Below are 19,865 nucleotides of genomic sequence, written 5' to 3'. Positions count from 1 at the left end.
GGAGCGCGGTGACGGCGGCCGTGCCGAGCACCAGCCAGGCCAGATTCTGATACAGACGGCGCTGTTCGACGCGTTTCATCACCTCGACGACAAAACCAATATCATGCGCCGGCGGGGGGGGCATGGTTTCGGTCAACATTGATTTCAAAGCGTCATTTGTCATCCGGTACACCCAGAAGGGCGTTGAGTTTGGCCCTTCCCTTGAGAATATGCGACTTAATCGTGCCGAGCGGAAGCCCCAAAATGTCGGCGGCTTCGGCGTGGCTGTAATCGGCGGCGACGCATAGAGATATAGCGGCGCGCTGGTCGAGCGGCAGGCTGGCCAGGGCCGTCTGGACCGACAGTTTCGCATTAATGGTTGACGCGCTCGACTGTTCCTGCAGGCCGAACCACTCGGTGTCGCGGTTGCCGGAGCGGTTGAAGCGGCGGCGGTCGTTCAGCGCCTTGCGATAGGCGATGCTGCAGACGAAGGTCCGGAATGACACACCATCTTTTAATTTGTGCAGGTTTGCCCAGGCCGTGACGAAGGCTTCCTGCGCCAGGTCATCGGCATCGTCCGGCAAAGCGCACAGGCGGCGCACGAAGGCGCGCACCGCCTGTTGATGCTCAGCCACCAGCCGTGAGAAGGCATCGCTGGAGCCTTCCCTGGCCCGCCGGATCAGCGGGTCATCCATGCCTTATCCCTTTGGCAGTGACGCGCCCGTCAGCGCCCGGATAATGGAAATCACCAGCAGGGCGGCGGTCGCGATGCCGAAACCTATGGCCAGCGAAATGAAAATCGACCCGCCTTCGCCGTAGTAGCCGAAATAACCGAAGGCGGCGGCCAGGGCGCCAAACACGACGACCTGGCTCCAGTGGCTGCGTCGTCCCCCCCGGCAGTTATAGGCGCGGTCTTCATCGCTGCGCAGCGCTTCCAGAAGGGCGGCGGGCGGTTCCTTGCCCTGGTCGGCATAGGTCTTGATCAGTTTGAGGGTTTCGCTGCGGTGACGGAAGTGGCCCAGCATGGCGACAAGCCCCATGCCCATGCCGAAAATCGGGAAGATCAGCCACCAGTAGCTGTTGAAAAGGTCTGTTGCGGTCATGGCTCGGTTTCCTTGTAATCAGCGCTTCAGCAGCGCGAGCAGTTCGGCGGGCGGTTCCTTGCCCTGATCGGTGTAGCTGCGGATCAATGACAGGATGCGGCGGCTTTCATCGTCTCTCAGGATCGCACGCATCACGCTGAACACGGCGAAGCACAGTGGAAACAGCAGCCACCAGTAGTGATTGAAAAGGGTTACGAACATCTTTGTGCCTCCCGACAGGATCATCATCTGAGACTTGATATCCGCCACAGGCCTGATTGGATGCGGGCGTGGAAAATATTTTTGAAAAGAAGGGGAGTGGAGGCCTGCCCCCGAATTGAACGGGGCTGCACGGAGTTGCAATCCGTGGCGTAAACTCTCCGCCAACAGGCCAGGTTCGAGGTTAAATGCAGCGGCTTTGAATTACAAAGCGATACACCCTTCCGGGGCATTTTAACCAAGTTGTCCGGCGGACCGGTCACATTGATTTGTTAAGGGATTTTTCAAAAATGGGTTAACCAATCGTTAGCCATAAGTTTGCATAGAGTAGGTTTGGCCAAAAAACCGTCTGTCCGTCGATGCTGGAGCCCGTCATGATCCTGAAAAACCTGAATTCAGAGGGCCGTCTGCGCCGCGCAGTGGTCAGCCTGTCCCTGGTCGTTCTGGCTGGCCTTACCTTGCAGGGCTGTACGAGCGCGGGGATGCCGCAGCCGAAATATCCCATCTACATGCAGGACCGGCCAGCCGAGCCGACCGCGACAATCCCTACGGCGCCAGTGGAAGAGACGCCGCCGGCCGTGACGACGCCTTCTCCCTCCGGAAGCGTGCAGGCCAGCGAACTGGCGCCCCTGACGCCGCCACCGCCCCCTCCGCCGCCACCGCCTGTGGCCATGACGAAACCGGCCACGCCTGCCGTGACGGCAGCGGCCCAGCCTTCAGGTGCGGCCTATATCTATCTGATGCAGCCAAAGGACACCCTGTTCGGCATTTCGCGCCGCTTCGCTGTGCCGATAAAGAGCCTGTATGCGCTGAACGGCCTGACGGTCGATTCCGCCCTGCGTGTCGGCCAGAAGATCCTGCTGCCGGCATCCGCGGTCGATAAGGGCGTGGAAGACCATGCCAACGGGCCGACCATGACCAAGGTCAAGACGGTTCTGGCGGCGGCCGCACCAGCCAAGCCGGTCGTGACGACACCGCCGCCGGCGAAGCCCGTGGTTTCGGAGCCCGCCAAAACGACGACAACCACGACCACGACAACGGTCGTAACCAAGCCCACCGTGGCGGCGCCGACGGTGCCGGCCGCAAAGCCGGTAGTGGCCAAACCCGTGCCGCCGGTCGCCGGCTTCCCGGCCAATGCGCAGATCGCCCAGATGGGCAAGGGCAAGTTTATCTGGCCGGTGAAGGGGCATGTATTGGTGCCCTTCGGTCAACTGGGGCCAAACATCCGCAATGACGGCATCAATATCGGCGCCAGCTCAGGCACCGAAGTAAAGGCTGCGGCGGATGGCACGGTGGTCTACGAAGGCGACCAGGTTAAGGAACTGGGCAATACCATCTATATCAAGCACGATAACGGCTGGTACACGGGCTATTCCCACCTCCAGAACATGAAAGTGAAGAACAACGAACGGGTCAGCAAGGGGCAGGTGATCGGCACCGTTGGCCAGACCGGCACTATCGACAAGCCGCAACTGCACTTTGAAATCCGCTATACCCCCTCGACGGACATCGCCCGTCCGATCGATCCGGCGCTGGTCCTGCCGTAGGCGCCGCTTCCAAAGGCAGAGTTTCACAGCTTTTCCGCGCCCGAAGGCATCGTGGCAAATATGTCATTGACCTTTTTCGGGTTGTGCCTATGTATGGCGAACCCATTTTTGCCCCGCCTTTAGCGCGCGTGTAAAAAATCAATATTAGGAGACGTTCGTGTTCGCAACACCCGCCTTTGCCCAGGCCGCCGGCGCTGCCGCCACCCCTGGCGGTGATCTGATCACCATGCTGCCGATGATGCTGATCCTCTTCGGCGCCATGTATTTCTTCATGATCCGCCCGCAAAGCCAGCAGGCCAAGAAGCACAAGGCCATGCTCGCCGCGCTGAAGCGCAATGACACGGTGGTCATGTCATCCGGCCTGATTGGCAAGGTGACGCGCATCGAGGACGCCGAAATCATGGTTGAAATCGCTACCGGCGTAAATGTACGCGTGGTCAAGGCGATGATCACCGAGGTCCGCGTCAAGGGCGAACCCGCCCCAGCCAACGACGCCAAGAATTAAGCCGTTACAGTTTAAAGACCGAGCATCCCGATCATGATCAATCTATCACGCTGGAAGGTAGGGCTGGTTATCGCCGCTACCCTTCTGGGCATTCTGTTTTCCTTGCCCAATTTCCTCCCGGCCAGTGTGCGGGATCAGGTAAAAGGCTTCATGCCGACCCAGATACTCAATCTGGGGCTCGATCTGCAGGGCGGCTCCTATCTCCTGATGGAAGTCGATACGGACGACCTGGTGAAGACCAAGATCAGCAGCGTCACCGAAGAGGTGAGGGCGCGCCTGAATGAAAAGTCGATCGCCTTTACGAACCTGGTGGCCTCGGGCACGACGGTCAGCGTCCGCATCACCGATCCGGCGGCGCTGAATGACGCCTATTCGACCCTCATTCGCCTGGCCACGCCGCTGCCGAACAATGCCTCGGTCAAGGATATGAATGTCCAGCGCGGCAATGACCAGACGATCGCCCTGACCCTCACCCAGGAAGGCATTCGCTCGACCTCGGCCGGCGCGGTGGAAACCTCCATCGAAGTCATCCGCAAGCGGATCGACAGCCTCGGCACCAAGGAACCGTCGATCAGCCGCCAGGGCATCAACCGCATCGTTATTGAAGCGCCGGGTGAAAGCGACCCGGAGCAGTTGAAGCGCGTTATCGGCCGCACGGCCAAGCTGACCTTCCAGATGGTCGATGAAACCGTAAGCCCGGCCGACCTGGCCGCCGGTCGCATCCCGCCGGGTTCCGAAGCCCTGCCTGAGGATCAGACCGGTCGTCCGCTCGTCGTGCGCAAGGCCATCCTGGTTACCGGCGGCAGCCTGACGCGCGCCAATGTCGGGGTGGACCAGTATCAGCGCCCGGCCATCGACTTTGCCTTCAATGGCGAGGGCGCCAAGGCTTTCGGCGATGCCACCTCGCGCAATATCGGCAAGCGCTTCGCCATCATTCTCGATGGCCATATCGTTTCCGCACCGACCATCCAGGGCGCCATCACGGGCGGCACCGGCCAGATTACCGGCGGTTTCAGCCATGAGGAAGCCTCGGAAATCGTCAATATCCTGAAGAGCGGCGCCTTGCCGGCCAAGCTGAACTTTGAGAGCCAGCGTACCGTCGGCGCCGAACTGGGTGCGGATGCGGTCCATGCCGGCATGGTCTCGACCATCATCGCCTTCATAACCATTGTCGTCTTCATGTTCCTGGCCTATGGCTTCGTCTTCGGCGGCGTCTCCATTGCCGCCCTGCTGGTCAACCTGGTGCTGATTATCGCCTCGATGACAGTCTTCCAGGCCACCCTGACGCTTCCCGGCGTCGCCGGTCTGATCCTGTCGCTCGCGGTGGCGGTTGACGCCAACGTGCTGATCTATGAGCGCATCCGTGACGAGGAGCGCAGCGGCCACAAGCCCATCGCCGCGCTCGATGTCGGCTTCTCGCGCGCTCTGGTGTCGATTCTGGACGCTAACATTACCTCGCTGATCTCGGCCCTGATCATGTTCGTCTTCGGCGCCGGCCCGGTGCGTGGTTTCGCCTGGACGCTGATGATCGGTGTCTTCACCTCCGTCTTCTCGGCCATCCTGGTCAGCCAGGTCCTGCTCGGCTGGTGGTATCGCGCCACCAAGCCCAAAAAACTTCCGATTTAAGGTATCCGCGTCATGCATTGGCCACTTATCAAAAACCTGCCGACCGAGTTCCATTTCCGCTTCACGAAGTATGCGCCGGTCGCCGCCATCATCTCCGGTCTCGCCATCATTGCGACGGTCGTCGTGCTGTTCACCCAGGGGCTTAACCTCGGCACCGATTTCGCCGGCGGTAATGTGCTGGAGGTCGAGACGCCGGCCGCCGCCAATCTGGGCGACCTGCGGGCGCGCATGACGACATTCGGCGCGGAAGATGCCTCGGTCCAGGCGTTCGGCAGCCCCCGTGACGTCATCATCAAGTTCAAGCTGAGCGAACAGCAGCAAAATAATGACGGCGTCGAGGCGGTGAAATCCAAGCTGGCCGCCGCCGTGCCGGGCATCACCTTCAAGCGCACCGAAGTGGTCGGGCCGAAGGTATCGTCCGAACTGCTGCGTTCCGGATTCCTGGCGCTGGGCGCGGCCCTCCTGCTGATGCTGGTCTATATCTGGATCCGGTTCCCCTCCGGCCTGCAGTTCGGTTCCGGCGCGGTGATCGCCGTGCTGCATGACGTGGCCCTGACGGTCGGCATGATGGCCTTTCTGCAGATCGAATTCACCATGACCTCGATCGCCGCGCTCCTGACCGTCATCGGCTATTCGATGAACGAAAAGGTCATCACCTTCGACCGGCTGCGTGAAAACCTGCGCAAGTTCAAGAAGACCCCGCTGGCCGACATTATCAACCTGTCGGAAAACGAACGTCTGTCGCGGACGATCATCACCGGTTCGACCGCGGTCCTGGCCCTGGCCGGCATGCTGTTCCTCGGTGGTCCGGCGCTATTTCCGCTGGTCTTCGCCATGGTGTTCGGTATCCTCATCGGCACCTATTCGTCGATCTATGTCGCCCTGCCGATCATCCTGATCTGGGGCGTGAACCGCAATGATCCGGATGCGGAAGTCGTCGATCTGGGGGGCTTTAAAGACGGCAAAAAGCCGAAGCAAATGCCCTGAGCCTTTCTGACGGTCTGCAAAGCATCATCTCTTTGCGCGCCCTCGCTCGTGTACAGGCGTACACGTCGCTTCGAGTGCTCAAGAGCTAATACTTTTCGACTCGCCATAAAGGCTCAGCTATGGTGTAACTCTTTAAGGCAAGCAGGGGCGTGTCATGGCTGTTTTCTTAGGTAATCTTCGCAATGTGATGATCGTCAGCCTGTTGCTGGCAGCGGTCGTCATGGTCGGTTTCGGCATCCATTCGCCGGGCGGTTTCGATGTGATTTTCCTGACGGCAAGCTTGCGCTGGGCGCATGTGCTGAGCGGCGTCCTGTGGATCGGCCTGCTTTATTATTTCAACTTTGTGCAGATCCGCGTCATGCCGGATATTCCGGCTGATCTGAAACCGGCGGTCAGCAAATATATCGCGCCCGAAGCTCTGTTCTGGTTTCGTTATGCGGCCTTGTTTACCGTGGTGTTCGGCCTGGCGCTGGCCTGGCTGCGCGGTTACATCGTCCAGGCCCTGAGCTTAGGTTTTGCCAGCCTGACATCGGCGGGTTATGTGTTCGGCTTCGATAAGGGCAATGCCCAGTTCATCTTTATCGGGGTCGGCATGTGGCTCGGCCTGATCATGTTCATGAACGTCTGGCACGCCATCTGGCCAGCGCAGAAGATCGCGCTCGGTATCCGCGATGGCTTTACACCGGAGCAGAAGACCGCCGCCGCGAAAAAGGCCATGGTCTTCAGCCGCATCAATACGCTGCTGTCCCTGCCCATGCTGGCGAGCATGGCCATGTATCAAACGATTTTCGGCTGAGTAAATGACGTCCTCTGAATTGCTGCCCCCGGATATCAAAGTAAAGTCCGAGGACGTTCGCCTGGCCTGCGCTTTTATCCCGGATGCCGAAAAGCGCGCCGAGGTCCTGAGCCTGTTTGCCTTTCTCGAAACCTTGCGTGACATTCCCGAGCGAACGACCGACCCCCTGATGGGGGAAATCCGCCTGCGCTGGTGGTATGAGGCCATCGATGAAATCGCCGAGGGACGGCCGGTTCGCTATCACCCGCTGACCGAAGCTCTCAAGGCCATGATCGAGCGCTACCGCCTGCCGACCGCAACCTTTCACGACCTGATCGAAGAGCAGATGCCTTTGCTCGACAAGGGAGCGCTGACGATCAAGGCGGCTCTGGGCGTAGTTGATCGCGGCGAGGGTAACCTGTTGCGTCTGTCCGCGCAGGTGCTGGGCGAAACCGCCGACCTCACCGATGTGGCGCGTCTCTACGGTATGGCGCAGATCAAGGCAATACGGGACTTGAGCGATGCCGGCGATATGGAACTGGCGCATCTGAAACGGGAGGCCGGCCGGGCGATGAAAAGTCTGCCACCCGCTCTGATGCCGCTGGCCCTGCCGGCATCTCTGGCGGCCGATTATTGGCAGGGACGGGCGCCGGGGCCGCTATCCAAGCGTTTGCGGTTGTTTTGGTCGTTCGTGACCGGCCGGATCTAGTCTGTCTTTTTCTTGCCCCAAGGCAGCTTTTTCAGCACATCATCCAGCGGCTTTTCGGTCACGACCACCGGTGGCGGCACGGCAATACTGACCGGCTTTTCCGGATAGGCCCGCCAGCCCGACTGGATCAATTCATTGAAGCCCTGGCATTTCGGCATGATCCGCACAGCGCCGGTGCGCGGCTTGGCAAAAGGCGGAAGCTGTTTCACATCCTGATGCGCCGGATCGGTAAACTGCCAGTCTCCGGCCAGCCCATAACCCGCCTGACCGCCGATATGGACAGCGTTATAGGCGATACGCGCCTGGTATTCCGGCACGCCATATTTGATCATGGCGCGGTAGAAGATGCCATCGGCCACATCGCGTTTACCGGGTTCGCCGATGGTATAGAGCCAGTCATGGATGATGGCGGCGCGGGCGGTCGGGCCTTGCGGATCGATCACGCTCTGGCCGTACCAAGGCACGGAGGCGAAATCGGTGACATACCATTTGGGCACCACGATCACCATCCCGGTGCCGGGATCGCAATAGGGGAACTCGGCGTTCAGCGTGAAGAGTTTGCGGCCCTGCTTGGTCTGGTTGAACAGCATGATCGGCAGAGGCGTCAGCGAACTGGGCGTGACCGGCGCCACGACGGGCACATAGACGGTTTCGGTCGTCTTTTCGGTGGCGCAGCCAGTGGCCAGCAACAGGGCAGACAAGGATATGAACTTTAACAAACGCACGAAAACGACCTGAATGATTTCCCCATGATCTTCGGCAGTTAGCCGAAAATTCAGGCGATATTTAGCCAGTCCTGCAAATCCTGCAAGGCGCGCAGGGACATCAGGCGTTTTTTGGCGCGGCCGCGTTCCTTTAAGGGGATTTTCTGGCCATTTTCATCCACTTTGGGCGCTTCCAGTTGCGGCAGCAGGCCATAGTTGATGTTCATGGGCTGGAACGAGCCGCCTTCCAGATGGCCGATGGTGATATGGTTGAGCAGGGCGCCCAGCGCTGTCGTCTCCGGCGGTGCAGGCAAGGTCTTGCCCAGGGCCTGCGCAGCGGCGAAACGGCCGGCCAGCAGACCGATGGCGGCACTTTCGACATAGCCTTCCACGCCGGTGATCTGGCCGGCAAAGCGGGCGGCCGGGTGCGATTTGAGGCGCAGTTCGCGGTCAAGGATTTTCGGCGACTGGATAAAGGTATTACGGTGCAGGCCACCCAGTCGCGCAAACTGGGCGTTTTCCAGACCGGGAATCATGCGGAAGACATCGGCTTGCGCGCCGTGCTTCAGCTTGGTTTGGAAACCGACCATATTATACAATGTTCCCAAGGCATTATCCTGCCTCAGTTGAATGATCGCATGAGCCTTGACGGTCGGGTTATGCGGATTAGTCAGCCCCACCGGCTTCATCGGGCCATAGCGCAGGGTCTCGCGGCCGCGCTCGGCCATCACCTCGATCGGCAGGCAGCCGTCGAAATAGGGCACATGCTCCCAGTCCTTGAATTCGGCCTTCGGGCCTGCCAGCAGGGCATCGATAAAGGCTTCGTACTGATCCTTGTCCATCGGGCAGTTGATATAGGCCGCCGCATCGCCGCCGGGGCCTTCCTTATCGTAGCGCGACTGCTTCCACGCCTTCGACATGTCGATGGACTCGTAATGGATGATCGGCGCAATGGCGTCGAAAAAGCTCAGTTGCCCTTCGCCGGAAACATCCAGTACGTATTGCGACAGGGCCTCGGAGGTGAGGGGGCCGGTAGCGACCACCACATTCTGCCAGTCCTTGTCAGCAAGCGTGGTGACCTCCTCGCGCACAATCGTCACCAGAGGGTGATTGCTCAACGTTTCGGTGACGGCGGCCGAGAAATTATCGCGGTCCATGGCCAGCGCACCGCCGGCGGGCACCTGGTGTTTGTCGGCGCTTTTCAGGATCAGCGAACCGGCCCGGCGCATTTCCTCGTGCAGCAGGCCCACGGCGTTGAACTGCCAGTCATCTGAGCGGAAGGAGTTAGAGCAGACCAATTCGGCCAGGCCGTCGGTCTGGTGGGCATTGGTGGTGATCGGCTGGCCGTTGCGCGTGCCACCACGCATTTCGTGCAGGATAACCGGGACGCCGGCGGAAACGAGTTGCCAGCAGGCTTCCGAACCGGCGAGACCGCCACCGATAACGTGAACAGGAGAGTGAAGAGTTGTCATGGTGTGGCGCTATAGCAAGGGCGGAAGGGAAATGCGACGGTATTAACGAAATAAGCTTTTAAAGCGAATGGATTTGTTTCTAAATCACGAATGGCCTGAAATGAGACTGAGAGGCCATGGCGGGGGTAAGATGCGTGCGGAATTTTCAGTGATGAATGCCCTGAAGGCGGCTGTGGGATTCGTGCCGCAGGCGTGGACTGGCGCGTGGTTGGTTCTGGTCCTGATGTTTGCGGCCCTGGCCGGCGGCCCCTGGCTTATGGCCGGACAGCAATTGCCACTGAATTTCGCACCGCTCCTGCTGATCTTCTGCATATTGCTGCTGAAGCTTGTCTCCCACGGCGCGCTCTATCGCATTGCCTTGTTCGGCAAGGCGGCCAGAGCGGAGGGGCTGGGTTTTGGCGGTTTGCAGATCGCGCGTCCCGAACTGCGCCTTCTGCTGGCCTCGTTGATTGTCGCCGCGTTTATGGTTCTGATTGCCGGGGCGATTTTCCTGGTATTCGCCATTGCGCTCAGCCTGTCAGGGCTGGCGGCCGGCTATGAGAGTTCGATGGCGGCGGTTTGCGCTATATGGCGACGTCATTCGGGCGCCGACTATGTATTCATCGTCTATATCCTTGCGGCGATCCTGTTTCTGGTTTTTGTGACGCTGAAATTCGTACTTATGCCCGCCGCCAATATCGGTGGCCGCAAGCTGGTGGCGCTCAATGCCCTGGGCTTGAGCAGTGGCAATGTCAGTCGGCTGTTCATTGGATTGATGGTGATCGTCCTGCCTTTTGCCCTTGCCCGTGGGCTGGCGGTTCGTCAGTTTGGCCATGGCAGCGCTGTTATATGGCTGCATAGTGCCCTGCTTGCCTTGGCCATTTTCGGACTTTTCCCGCTCATTGTCGGATTTTTGGCCTCCGCCTATAGGCAGATCATGGCGATCAGGTCTAAATAGGCTGTTCGCAAACGTGCGGACGGCTGAGACCTGTGCATGAACCTGACGTTCGATTTTGCCTTCGAAGGCTTTCGTATTATCCGCGAACGGCCGAAACTGATCGCCTTCTGGGGCGCGATCACCCTGTTTGGTTATGGTGTCATGAGCCTGATCATGGTCCATATGGCGGGGCCAGCCGTGGCGCAGGCGTTTGCGATGTTCCAGTCTGGCAAGCTTGACCCTGTAACGCTCAATTCGCTGAACCAGCAAATCGCGCCGGCTATCCTCCTGTGCGCGCCTGTTTATATCCTGATGTCGTCGGTGCTTGTTTGCGCGGTATGCCGGGTCGTGTTCGGTGAAACGGATGACCGCTTGGGATTCCTGGCCTTTGGCTGGCAGGAAATCCGCATCATGGCGGTGCGTGCGGTGTCGCTCATTATCCTGTTCGGTGTTCTGGCCGGTATCTCCGCGCTGGCGGGCTTGCTGGGCCTGCTGATCAGCGGCGGAAATGTACAGGCCGCAGCGGGTATTCAGACCCTGGGCTACATCACCGCCATAGGGGTTGCCCTGTGGCTGGGCATTCGGCTGTCGTTAAACGGCGTTCAGAGTTTTGACCTGAAACGGTTTGATTTATTTGGCAGTTTTACCATGACGCGGGATCGCTTCTGGTCGCTTTTCACCGGCTATGCCACGGCCTTTGCCCTGGCTCAGGTGGTGGCCTTCCTGTGCGACAAGATCATCGAGGCCATTCAGGTGTTGGCGCTCGGCCTGAATGTGACCGGTGAAATCCGGATGCCAGATATGACGAGCGTTGACAGTTTCCTGACCCCGGCCTCGGTGATCGCCACGGTCCTGACCTTTGCCTTCGTCATGCCGCTTGGCATCAGTATCGAGCTGGCGGCATCGGCGGCCGCCTATCGGACCCTGCGTGGGAAGATCAAGCCGCGTGAAGTCGAGGAAAAGGCCGCCAGTTAATTTGTTCCGGCCATGCGGAAGAAGTCACGCTCATGCCGTGCCTGCAATGGGCGGGCATTGGGGCCGATCAGACGCTGGAAAGCATCGGCCTGTTCCGCGCTGATGGTCAGCGGCGCTGCATAGACCATCCAGGTCACTTCTTCCGTGCAGGGCGGGGTGGTCAGTGAACCCGAATAGACGTAGAAATCTTCGGTGCCCGGCATCAGGTCCTGGGCATTGATCAGCAGATCGGCGAGGGGCACGGGCTGGCCCGGATCGGAGGGCAGGTAGGTCCACAGTGACCCCAGCATCGGATCGGCCACGCCGATATCATAGAGCACCGATACGATCAGCGTGTGACCCTTGTCATCGACATGAACAAACTGGCTTTCCAGGGTGGAATGATGGCCATTGATGGCGTGCTCGCTGGGGCTGTGGAACTCGATCGATTTCAGGGCGTACTTAGCGCCGTCGATTTCAAGATCGCCGCCATTGGCCAGCACAACGCGCACCGTCTTGCCGGTGTTCTGGATGGTGGCGGTCACCGAATTATAGTTCAGACCGATGTGCGAAAACTGCATCTTCGGCTGGCCGACAATATCAACCGGCGACTGGCGCTGGCCATCGCCGCAGATCGCCGAAGCGCCGCCAAGCTGGGCCCAGTGTTCCGGGCCGGTGTCGCCATCATAGGTCCATTTGGACACCGGCGGGCCGCCATGTCCTTCTGTCGCGTGTTCAGCTTCCGGTGCGTGGGCCTCCTTCTTGCTGGAACAGGCAACAAGCGACAGGGCCAGCAGGCTGACCATAAAAACGGCGGTGGCGCGACTCGGACTTTTCATGCCCGCACTGTGCCGAAAAAGGGTTAACGGAGATTAAGCGTCTCCCTTTTCAGGCGAACTATTCCGCCGGTTCGAGGTGGCGCTTCCGGTGCCTGGCCAGCATGTCCCTGAGGTACTTGCCGGTCCAGCTCTTTTCGTTGGCCGCCACCTGTTCGGGGGTGCCAAAGGCCACGATCTCACCGCCGCCATCGCCGCCTTCCGGACCGAAATCGAGAAGCCAGTCGGCCGTCTTGATCACGTCGAGATTGTGCTCGATGACCACGACCGTATTGCCGTTGTCGGTCAGTTCATGCAGCACTTCCAGCAGCTTGCGCGTATCCTCGAAATGCAGACCGGTGGTCGGCTCGTCGAGGATATAGAGCGTCTTTCCGGTGGCGCGCTTGGATAATTCCTTGCTGAGCTTGACGCGCTGCGCTTCACCGCCAGAAAGGGTGGTGGCCTGTTGGCCGATCTTGATATAGCCCAGGCCAACGCGTTCCAGGGTTTTCAGCTTGTCGCGGATCGACGGCACCGCCTTGAAGAGGTCGGCGCCTTCCTCGACCGTCATGTCCAGCACATCGGCGATCGAATGGCCGCGGAAGACAATATCCAGGGTCTCGCGGTTGTAGCGCTTGCCCTTGCAGACGTCACAGGTGACGTAGACGTCGGGCAGGAAGTGCATCTCGATCTTGATAACGCCGTCGCCCTGACAGGCCTCGCAGCGGCCGCCCTTGACGTTGAACGAGAAGCGGCCGGGGCCATAGCCGCGCGCCTTCGATTCCGGCAGGCCGGCATACCAGTCGCGGATCGGGCCAAAGGCGCCGGTCTAGGTGGCCGGATTGGAGCGCGGCGTGCGGCCAATCGGCGACTGGTCGATCTCGACGATCTTGTCGAAATGCTCCAGCCCCTCGATCTTGTCGTGCGCCGCCGGATGGGCTGAGGCATTGTTGAGCCGGCGGGCAGCAGCCTTGTACAGCGTCTCCAGCGTGAAGGTCGACTTGCCGCCACCGGAAACGCCGGTGATGCAGGTCATGACGCCGACGGGGATTTCACCGGTGACGTTTTTCAGGTTGTTGCCGCGGGCGCCGATCACCTTCAGCATTTTCTTCTTGTTGACCGGCCGGCGCTGGTCTTTGTGGCCTTCACCATAGAAGAGCGGAATCTCCTTCTTACCGGTCAGGTACTGGCCGGTGAGGGATTTCGGATTGGCCTTTATATCCGCCGGTTTGCCTTGCGCGATGATCTCGCCGCCATGCACGCCGGCGGCCGGCCCCATATCGATGACGTAGTCGGCCTGAAGGATGGCGTCCTCGTCGTGCTCGACCACCAGGACTGAATTGCCAAGGTCGCGCAGACCCTTGAGGCTGACCAGCAGGCGGTCATTGTCGCGCTGGTGCAGACCGATGGAAGGTTCATCGAGCACGTAGAGCACGCCGGTCAGGCCGGAGCCGATCTGAGAGGCAAGGCGGATGCGCTGCGATTCCCCGCCCGATAGGGTGCCGGAATTGCGCGACAGGTTGAGATAATCCAGACCCACATCATTAAGAAACCGCAGCCGGTCCTTGATTTCCTTCAGGATTCGGCGGGCGATCTCCATTTGCTTTTCGGTCAGCTTGCCTTCGATGGCATTGAACCACGCGTGCGCGCTTTTGATCGACAGTCCGGAGATTTCGGCGATGTCCCTGGCATCGATCTTGACGGCCAGGGCTTCGGGTTTCAGGCGCTTGCCGCCGCAGGCTTCGCACGGCGTCTCGGACTGATACCGCGCCAGGTCTTCGCGCACCCATGACGAATCGGTCTCGCGCCACCGGCGGTCCATATTGGGGATGACGCCTTCAAACACCTTGGTGACATCGTAGCGGCGGCTGCCATCTTCATAAACGAACTTGATCTTCTGGCCGCCGGATCCGTGCAGGATAACATTGCGGACATCTTCGCTGAGCTTTTCCCAGGGCGTATCCATATTGAAGCCATAGTGGACGCTCAGGGCCTGCAGGGTCTGGGCATAGAGCGGCGAGGGGCCTTTCGACCACGGTGCAATAGCGCCGCCGGTCAGGGACAGCTTCGGGTCGGCGACGATCATGTCCTTGTCGAAGGCCAGCTTGACGCCCAGGCCGTCACAGGTCGGGCAGGCGCCGTAAGGGTTATTGAACGAAAAGAGGCGCGGTTCGATCTCGGTAATGGTGAAACCGGAGACGGGGCAGGCGAATTTCTCCGAGAAAATGATGCGCTTCGGCTCGGTCTCGCCGTCTTCGATGTCGGCATGTTCGGCAATGGCGAGACCATCGGCCAGCCTGAGCGCGGTTTCCAGTGAGTCGGCCAGGCGCGCCATGATGCCGGATTTGACCACCACGCGATCGATCACCACGTCGATATCGTGCTTGAACTTTTTGTCGAGCTTCGGTGCCTCTTCAATGGGATAATACTCACCATTGATCTTCAGTCTCTGGAAGCCCTGGCGCTGGAGATCGGCGATCTCCTTCTTGTATTCCCCCTTGCGGCCGCGCACGAAGGGCGCCAGCAGCAGCAGGCGCGTGCCTTCCGGCAGGGCCATGATCTTGTCGACCATCTGCGAAATGGTCTGGCTCTCGATCGGCAGGCCGGTGGCGGGGGAATAAGGAATGCCGACGCGCGCCCACAGCAGGCGCATATAGTCATGAATCTCGGTGACCGTGCCGACGGTCGAGCGCGGGTTTTTCGAGGTTGTCTTCTGTTCGATGGAGATGGCCGGCGATAGTCCCTCGATCAGGTCGACATCGGGCTTGGACATCAGTTCGAGGAACTGGCGGGCATAGGCCGACAGCGATTCGACATAGCGGCGCTGACCCTCGGCATAGATGGTATCGAAGGCCAGCGAGGACTTCCCCGAACCCGAAAGCCCGGTCAGAACCACCAGTTCGCCGCGCGGTATATCGACATCCACGCCCTTGAGATTATGCTCCCTGGCACCGCGAACCCTGATGAAGTCCTGATCGGAAGGCTTGGCCATACGCGCATATCCTCAAAAAATGGAACAGGGGAGTATATAGAGGCTTTGCCGCGATTTGCCAGAGGGGCGCAAGAACAATTTGGCAACATTAATGTTTCGGTACGGCATTGCACATCGGATTTTGACGTTAAGAGTTCACGCTGACGATATATGTCAGCAGGGGCTTTTTGACACCTGCACACAAACAGGACAAAGTACGGCCTGAATCTATCGTCAGGGTTGGGACGAAGAGGATCAAACCCTATGCAGGCTGGCATCATACGGATGAGAGACCGCGTCGGTGACAGCATGGAGCTGTGGCTGGCGGGCGTGACGGCGCGGACCAGCCGCCGGTCGCGGCTGGCGGGCGCCATTGTCCTGGCCCTCATCCTGCATGGGCTTCTGTTCTGGATGCTGGTGGCGACCCACCCGGAAATCTGGAACCTCGACAGCCAGTTCATTGAAGAGCCTTTCCTGCCCGCCGAAATCTGGGACGTGCCGCCACCAAAGCCCGAACCGGAAGTGAAGCCCGAACCCGTGTCGGTCATCGTGCCGCGCGACGTGCAGCAACCGGATACGCCGCAGCCGGTCAATGAAGCGCCTCGTCAGATGGAGCAGGCGCCGCCAGCCGTCGTGCCCCAGCCGGTCGTTCAGCCGCAACCGGTCAAGCCGATTACCGTCACCATTCCAAAGGAAAAACCACTCGATCTGACCGCGCCGGCCACGGTGGCCGATGCGCCACCCAGTCCGTCAATGAGTGCCCGCGCCAAGAAGAAGGCGCAGGAAGAACTGGATGCAAAGGCCCAGGAAACGGTTGGTCAGGTCAGCGACCTGAACCTGCATGAAACGCCGGATATCAATATCCCGGCCCTGCAAAAGGTGGCGCCCTCGGGGCTGGCACCAGCAACGGGCGGTGGCGGACGGTTGGGCGCCATGTCGCCACCGGCCGGACTGCCGAGTGGTGTGGGGACGCTGAAAGGCGGGCGCGGACAGGTGACGCAGGCCCTGCAAAACCACGACTGGTGCGTTTCGACGCAAAAGGCAGGCAAGCCCCTGCCGGCGGATTGCCAGATGACCGACCTGGCCAGTCAGAAAAACCTGGGGCCGAAGCCGGACGCCGGTCTGCAGGCGGCGGTGGCGAAAAAAGACCAAACCCTGCGTTACAAGACATCAGCCGGCAATGATGCCTACTGGAACCGTGTCACCCATGTGCCGACAGCCGCGGACCAGCGCGACCAGGCCCCGCAACCGGGTGCCTATTCGAGCGCGAAGGATCAGCGCAATATGGGCAATGGTGGCGGCACGGCCGATCCAAAGAAGTAGTCAGGCCTTCTTGCCGAAATTCAGCGATTGCGGGCCGGTGTCGATTGTGCGGCCTCTGGCGCCATAGGGCGAGGTTTGTTTGCGGCGGCTGTTCAGGTCGTCCGCCACTGCGCTGATGATGCCTTCGGTAATGGTCTTGGCCGCGTTCACCGCCAGTTCGTACTGGTGCAGACGGTCCTGGAACAGTTCCGTCGCCTCGCGCAGGGCCTTTTTATCGGCCGGATCCAGCCCTTCCAGCAGGCTGGGATCGGCCTTGATGCGCATGGATTCGTGGCGGTACAGGTTCGACAGGTTGCGCGTTTCTTCTATGCCCTCCAGAATATCCTGCGGGCGGCGTGCCTGGAGACTGGCGGTTTCCGATACGAGGCGTTCGCCCAGCCGGGTGGTCAGGGCGATCAGTTGCCGGGCGCGTTCGGTGGCGTTGGCGGCGGCGAGGGCCATCAGGCGGCTCCCTTTTCCTGGAGTTTCAGCAACTGGCTCTGCATCATGTCGGAAATGCCTATGCCGCCGCGCTGGGCCATTTGCTTGGCCATGGCGCCGACATAGAAGGAGCGCATGGTTTCCTCGGCATGACCGCCGCCGAACGGCCCGTCGGTGGATAGTCCTTCAAACATGGGCGAAAGCAGGTTGGTCAGGCACATGGTCTCGAAATCGAGGCCAAGCTTGGCATTGCCCTTTTCAGTATTTTGGCCGGTCTTGCTGGTCAGGGCGGCTGTCGCCTGGTTCTGCTGGGCCGTAGCGGCCTGGGTCTGGGCGGATTGAAGGGTAAGTAGGGCAGCGCTGTCCATTACATCACCTCAATATCTGCTTGCAGCGCGCCGGCCGCCTTGATCGATTGCAGGATGGCGATCATGTCGCGCGGCGTTACGCCCAGGGCATTGAGGCCGGCCACCAGGTCCGAAAGCGACGATCCGCCGCCCAACTGAATCAGTTGCTTGCCCTTTTCCTCATCCACCGAAACATTGCTGGAGGGCACAACCGTCGTCTGGCCCTGCGAGAAAGGCAGGGGCTGGCTGACGCCGGGCTGTTCATCGACGCGGATCGTCAGATTGCCCTGGGCAATGGCGACACGCGAAATGCGGACATTTTCCCCCATGACAATGACACCATTGACCTCATCGATCACCACCTTGGCCGGGGTGTCGACATCGACATTCATCGGTTCGACCAGGGTCATGAAATCCATCATGGTCATGCCGGCGGGGGGCTTGATGGCGACGATGGAAGGGTTTTCGGCGATGGCCGTGCCCGGATACTGGCGGGTGATGGCATCGGCAATGTGGCGCGCGGTGGCGAAATCCGGATTGTGCAGGGTCAGGCGCAGGAAGGGCATGGAATTGAAGTTGAACGCCGTTTCGCGTTCGATCGTGCCGCCGGAAGCGATGCGGCCGGCAGTCGGCACGCCCTTGGTGACCGACGATCCCGACGCGCCGCCGGCCGAGACCGAACCGGTCTGGACGGTGCCTTGCGCCACGGCATAGGCTTCGCCATCGGCGCCGAGCAGGGGGGTGACAAGTAATGTGCCACCGAGCAGGCTCTTGGCGTCGCCCATGGCCGATACGGTGACATCGATACGGGAGCCCGACGCGCCGAAGGGCGTCAGTTCGCCGGTGACCATGACGGCCGCGGCGTTCTTAGTGTTCAGGTTGGCGTCACGGACATTGACGCCCATGCGCTCCATCATCGATTCGAGGCTCTGCTTGAGCATGGGCGAGTTGCGGACGGTATCGCCGGTGCCGCTCAGGCCGACGACAATGCCGTAGCCGATCAACTGGTTGGTGCGCACGCCTTCGACATCGACAATGTCCTTGATGCGCGAACCGGCCATGGCGGGGCTGTAAAGCATCAACCCGGCGATCGCGGTGGCGCAAAAGAAAGCTTTCAGTTTGGTGAGGCGCATGAACTTACCCGTTAACCATAATTGTCGATGGGGCTGCGAAATCCATGCCACGAATCGGCGAGAATTTTCTCAATTATAATCAATGTCTTGGCGGGGTGGTTTTTGAAGGTGCGCGTCAACGGGAAATTTGTGCCGGGGCGTTAAGGCTTCGCTTACCCTGAGGCGGCAATAATGACCGTGTCGTTCACTGGCAAAAGCCGGTTTTTGCCCTTATGCTTTGTAAGCCGGGCAAAACAGAAGAAACTACACGGCGTCTTAATATAGTGTGTGGGTTCGCAGCAGGTCAGATTATGACATTCAGGATCAATTCGGTTACCGGCGCGCCGATCAGCGGTTCTTCCAGCGGCGTGAAAAAGACGGGCAGCGGATTTTCGCTGTCCGGCAATGATGCGGCGGGAAAGTCCGCAGCTACAGCTCAAACTTCGGCCGCCTTTGGCATGATGGGCATAGATGCCCTGATGGCCCTGCAGGGTGAGGAAGACGTGCTGACGGGGCGCCGTCGCCGCCAGATCAAGCGCTCCCGCGATATTCTCGATGCGCTCGATGATCTCAAGGTCAGCGTGCTTTCCGGCGATATCGATGATGAGGCCCTGATCCGCCTGCAATCAATGATCGCGCTCCAGAAGGAAGAGATCGAGGATGATCGTCTGCAGGGTGTGCTCAACGAGATCGAGACCCGCGCCTGTGTCGAACTGGCCAAGCGCCGGCTGATGTAATGCCTGAAGTATGAAAGATACGCTTTTTGTCATGGCCCTGAAACAGGAGGCCATGGGATTGCTGGACGCACTGGGCGCAGATGTCATTTATACCGGGATCGGCAAGGTCAATGCCGCCCATGCCCTGACGAGTGAACTCACACGACGCCGATATGAAGGCCGGCTGCCGGTGCGGGTAGTCAATCTCGGCACCGCGGGCAGCCGCTGTTTCCGTACCGGAGACCTGATTGCCTGCCATCAGTTCGTCCAGCGCGACATGGACGTGACGCCGCTGGGATTCGCGCACGGCGAAACGCCCTATGAAACCATACCCGCCATGCTGGAAACGCCGCTTCTGTTTCCCGACCTGACCGGCGGCCTGTGCGGCAGTGGCGACAGTTTCGTAACCGGAGCGCTGGCCATGGACTGCCAGGTTCTGGACATGGAAGCCTACGCCCTGGCAAAGGTCTGCCGTCTCGAAGCCGTGCCATTTGCCGCCGTCAAATATATCACCGACGGCGCGGATGCCGATGCCGCCGAACACTGGCCGGAACGTCTGCGTCATGCCGCCGAGGCGTTCGCCGGATTTGTTCACAGCCGCTTCACGGCATAAATCGGCAGGTCCGCGTAAAATCGCTTCACAGGTTAATGATACCCCTTTATAAGCCGCCAAATCGCGCTGCCGT

General features: G+C 60.1%; 20 protein-coding genes and 1 pseudogene. 11 read left to right on the top strand and 10 right to left on the bottom strand.

Translation table 11 applies throughout. The annotated features are described in order from the left end of the window. Window positions 1-152: 152 nt before the first annotated feature. The 3 genes from ACTHND_RS06280 to ACTHND_RS06270 are packed head-to-tail and all read right to left on the bottom strand — an operon-like array spanning window position 153 to window position 1,283. Window positions 153-674: an RNA polymerase sigma factor gene (locus ACTHND_RS06280; protein WP_440176841.1), complete on the bottom strand. Its 522-nt coding sequence runs from the start codon at window positions 672-674 to the stop codon at window positions 153-155. Between the two features lie 3 nt (window positions 675-677). Then, window positions 678-1,082: a hypothetical protein gene (locus ACTHND_RS06275; protein WP_440176839.1), complete on the bottom strand. Its 405-nt coding sequence runs from the start codon at window positions 1,080-1,082 to the stop codon at window positions 678-680. A gap of 18 nt (window positions 1,083-1,100) precedes the next feature. Then, window positions 1,101-1,283, bottom strand: coding sequence for a hypothetical protein (locus ACTHND_RS06270; protein ID WP_440176837.1), 183 nt, complete (start codon window positions 1,281-1,283; stop codon window positions 1,101-1,103). 371 nt (window positions 1,284-1,654) lie between these two features. Here ACTHND_RS06270 and ACTHND_RS06265 point away from each other — a divergent pair, with 371 nt between their 5' ends. The 6 genes from ACTHND_RS06265 (at window position 1,655) to ACTHND_RS06240 (ending at window position 7,429) form a co-directional block, all read left to right on the top strand. Beyond that, window positions 1,655-2,827: a peptidoglycan DD-metalloendopeptidase family protein gene (locus tag ACTHND_RS06265; RefSeq protein WP_440176835.1), complete on the top strand. Its 1,173-nt coding sequence runs from the start codon at window positions 1,655-1,657 to the stop codon at window positions 2,825-2,827. 157 nt (window positions 2,828-2,984) lie between these two features. Next, entirely contained in the window at window positions 2,985-3,332 is a 348-nt protein-coding gene (yajC, locus tag ACTHND_RS06260; RefSeq protein ID WP_440176833.1) for a preprotein translocase subunit YajC, read from the top strand. 33 nt (window positions 3,333-3,365) lie between these two features. After that, a complete protein-coding gene (gene secD / locus ACTHND_RS06255; protein WP_440176831.1) occupies window positions 3,366-4,958 on the top strand; it encodes a protein translocase subunit SecD in 1,593 nt (530 codons plus the stop codon). Window positions 4,959-4,970: 12 nt separating this feature from the next. Further along, window positions 4,971-5,945 carry a protein translocase subunit SecF gene (gene secF, locus ACTHND_RS06250; RefSeq protein ID WP_440176829.1) on the top strand — a complete coding sequence of 325 codons (975 nt, stop codon included), beginning with the start codon at window positions 4,971-4,973 and terminating at the stop codon, window positions 5,943-5,945. 154 nt (window positions 5,946-6,099) lie between these two features. Next, window positions 6,100-6,741, top strand: coding sequence for a hypothetical protein (locus ACTHND_RS06245; protein ID WP_440176827.1), 642 nt, complete (start codon window positions 6,100-6,102; stop codon window positions 6,739-6,741). A gap of 4 nt (window positions 6,742-6,745) precedes the next feature. Continuing rightward, window positions 6,746-7,429 carry a squalene/phytoene synthase family protein gene (locus ACTHND_RS06240; protein WP_440176825.1) on the top strand — a complete coding sequence of 228 codons (684 nt, stop codon included), beginning with the start codon at window positions 6,746-6,748 and terminating at the stop codon, window positions 7,427-7,429. Here ACTHND_RS06240 and ACTHND_RS06235 read toward each other — a convergent pair. Continuing rightward, the gene (locus ACTHND_RS06235; RefSeq protein WP_440176823.1) at window positions 7,426-8,130 is read right to left on the bottom strand and encodes a DUF1353 domain-containing protein; all 705 of its coding nucleotides are present in this window, start codon (window positions 8,128-8,130) and stop codon (window positions 7,426-7,428) included. The two genes, ACTHND_RS06240 and ACTHND_RS06235, sit on opposite strands and share 4 nt — an antisense overlap. A gap of 74 nt (window positions 8,131-8,204) precedes the next feature. Continuing rightward, window positions 8,205-9,605: a methylenetetrahydrofolate--tRNA-(uracil(54)-C(5))-methyltransferase (FADH(2)-oxidizing) TrmFO gene (gene trmFO / locus ACTHND_RS06230; protein ID WP_440176821.1), complete on the bottom strand. Its 1,401-nt coding sequence runs from the start codon at window positions 9,603-9,605 to the stop codon at window positions 8,205-8,207. Between the two features lie 130 nt (window positions 9,606-9,735). Between trmFO and ACTHND_RS06225 the strand changes: the two genes are divergently transcribed. Next, window positions 9,736-10,542: a hypothetical protein gene (locus tag ACTHND_RS06225; protein WP_440176819.1), complete on the top strand. Its 807-nt coding sequence runs from the start codon at window positions 9,736-9,738 to the stop codon at window positions 10,540-10,542. Window positions 10,543-10,578: 36 nt separating this feature from the next. After that, the gene (locus ACTHND_RS06220; protein WP_440176817.1) at window positions 10,579-11,496 is read left to right on the top strand and encodes a hypothetical protein; all 918 of its coding nucleotides are present in this window, start codon (window positions 10,579-10,581) and stop codon (window positions 11,494-11,496) included. Here the strand turns inward: ACTHND_RS06220 and ACTHND_RS06215 are convergent. Both ACTHND_RS06215 and uvrA read right to left on the bottom strand, forming a co-directional pair. Continuing rightward, the gene (locus ACTHND_RS06215; protein WP_440176815.1) at window positions 11,493-12,314 is read right to left on the bottom strand and encodes a carbonic anhydrase; all 822 of its coding nucleotides are present in this window, start codon (window positions 12,312-12,314) and stop codon (window positions 11,493-11,495) included. The two genes, ACTHND_RS06220 and ACTHND_RS06215, sit on opposite strands and share 4 nt — an antisense overlap. A 58-nt stretch (window positions 12,315-12,372) precedes the next feature. Further along, a pseudogene (gene uvrA / locus ACTHND_RS06210) lies at window positions 12,373-15,282 on the bottom strand (excinuclease ABC subunit UvrA). 264 nt (window positions 15,283-15,546) lie between these two features. Here uvrA and ACTHND_RS06205 point away from each other — a divergent pair. After that, window positions 15,547-16,584 (top strand): hypothetical protein, encoded by a 1,038-nt coding sequence (locus ACTHND_RS06205; RefSeq protein WP_440176813.1) that lies wholly within the window; start codon window positions 15,547-15,549, stop codon window positions 16,582-16,584. Here the strand turns inward: ACTHND_RS06205 and ACTHND_RS06200 are convergent, their stop codons facing one another. The 3 genes from ACTHND_RS06200 to ACTHND_RS06190 are packed head-to-tail and all read right to left on the bottom strand — an operon-like array spanning window position 16,585 to window position 18,430. After that, complete coding sequence (locus ACTHND_RS06200) at window positions 16,585-17,025, bottom strand: flagellar basal-body protein FlbY (protein WP_303831949.1); 441 nt, start codon at window positions 17,023-17,025, stop codon at window positions 16,585-16,587. Beyond that, window positions 17,025-17,372 carry a rod-binding protein gene (locus ACTHND_RS06195; RefSeq protein ID WP_440176810.1) on the bottom strand — a complete coding sequence of 116 codons (348 nt, stop codon included), beginning with the start codon at window positions 17,370-17,372 and terminating at the stop codon, window positions 17,025-17,027. Before ACTHND_RS06195 ends, ACTHND_RS06200 begins: the two co-directional genes overlap by 1 nt. Next, the gene (locus ACTHND_RS06190; protein ID WP_440176857.1) at window positions 17,372-18,430 is read right to left on the bottom strand and encodes a flagellar basal body P-ring protein FlgI; all 1,059 of its coding nucleotides are present in this window, start codon (window positions 18,428-18,430) and stop codon (window positions 17,372-17,374) included. The genes ACTHND_RS06195 and ACTHND_RS06190 overlap by 1 nt, the downstream gene beginning before the upstream one ends. A gap of 344 nt (window positions 18,431-18,774) precedes the next feature. Here ACTHND_RS06190 and ACTHND_RS06185 point away from each other — a divergent pair, with 344 nt between their 5' ends. Next, the gene (locus ACTHND_RS06185) at window positions 18,775-19,200 is read left to right on the top strand and encodes a flagellar assembly protein FliX (RefSeq protein WP_440176808.1); all 426 of its coding nucleotides are present in this window, start codon (window positions 18,775-18,777) and stop codon (window positions 19,198-19,200) included. A gap of 10 nt (window positions 19,201-19,210) precedes the next feature. Then, entirely contained in the window at window positions 19,211-19,792 is a 582-nt protein-coding gene (locus ACTHND_RS06180) for a 5'-methylthioadenosine/S-adenosylhomocysteine nucleosidase family protein (RefSeq protein WP_440176806.1), read from the top strand. Window positions 19,793-19,865: the final 73 nt, after the last annotated feature.

This window comes from Asticcacaulis sp. (genome assembly GCF_051954415.1).
Classification (GTDB): domain Bacteria; phylum Pseudomonadota; class Alphaproteobacteria; order Caulobacterales; family Caulobacteraceae; genus Asticcacaulis.
This window is presented reverse-complemented; position numbering and strand designations above follow the sequence as displayed.

Coding starts and splice junctions, on each gene's coding strand:
- ACTHND_RS06205 (WP_440176813.1), top strand. CDS start 15,547: ATGAGAGACCGCGTCGGTGACAGCATGGAGCTGTGGCTGGCGGGCGTG.
- ACTHND_RS06220 (WP_440176817.1), top strand. CDS start 10,579: ATGAACCTGACGTTCGATTTTGCCTTCGAAGGCTTTCGTATTATCCGC.
- ACTHND_RS06270 (WP_440176837.1), bottom strand. CDS start 1,283: ATGTTCGTAACCCTTTTCAATCACTACTGGTGGCTGCTGTTTCCACTG.
- secD (WP_440176831.1), top strand. CDS start 3,366: ATGATCAATCTATCACGCTGGAAGGTAGGGCTGGTTATCGCCGCTACC.
- ACTHND_RS06225 (WP_440176819.1), top strand. CDS start 9,736: ATGCGTGCGGAATTTTCAGTGATGAATGCCCTGAAGGCGGCTGTGGGA.
- ACTHND_RS06180 (WP_440176806.1), top strand. CDS start 19,211: ATGAAAGATACGCTTTTTGTCATGGCCCTGAAACAGGAGGCCATGGGA.
- trmFO (WP_440176821.1), bottom strand. CDS start 9,605: ATGACAACTCTTCACTCTCCTGTTCACGTTATCGGTGGCGGTCTCGCC.
- ACTHND_RS06200 (WP_303831949.1), bottom strand. CDS start 17,025: ATGGCCCTCGCCGCCGCCAACGCCACCGAACGCGCCCGGCAACTGATC.
- ACTHND_RS06190 (WP_440176857.1), bottom strand. CDS start 18,430: ATGCTTTACAGCCCCGCCATGGCCGGTTCGCGCATCAAGGACATTGTC.
- ACTHND_RS06185 (WP_440176808.1), top strand. CDS start 18,775: ATGACATTCAGGATCAATTCGGTTACCGGCGCGCCGATCAGCGGTTCT.
- ACTHND_RS06275 (WP_440176839.1), bottom strand. CDS start 1,082: ATGACCGCAACAGACCTTTTCAACAGCTACTGGTGGCTGATCTTCCCG.
- ACTHND_RS06280 (WP_440176841.1), bottom strand. CDS start 674: ATGGATGACCCGCTGATCCGGCGGGCCAGGGAAGGCTCCAGCGATGCC.
- ACTHND_RS06215 (WP_440176815.1), bottom strand. CDS start 12,314: ATGAAAAGTCCGAGTCGCGCCACCGCCGTTTTTATGGTCAGCCTGCTG.
- ACTHND_RS06265 (WP_440176835.1), top strand. CDS start 1,655: ATGATCCTGAAAAACCTGAATTCAGAGGGCCGTCTGCGCCGCGCAGTG.
- ACTHND_RS06240 (WP_440176825.1), top strand. CDS start 6,746: ATGACGTCCTCTGAATTGCTGCCCCCGGATATCAAAGTAAAGTCCGAG.
- ACTHND_RS06195 (WP_440176810.1), bottom strand. CDS start 17,372: ATGGACAGCGCTGCCCTACTTACCCTTCAATCCGCCCAGACCCAGGCC.
- secF (WP_440176829.1), top strand. CDS start 4,971: ATGCATTGGCCACTTATCAAAAACCTGCCGACCGAGTTCCATTTCCGC.
- ACTHND_RS06245 (WP_440176827.1), top strand. CDS start 6,100: ATGGCTGTTTTCTTAGGTAATCTTCGCAATGTGATGATCGTCAGCCTG.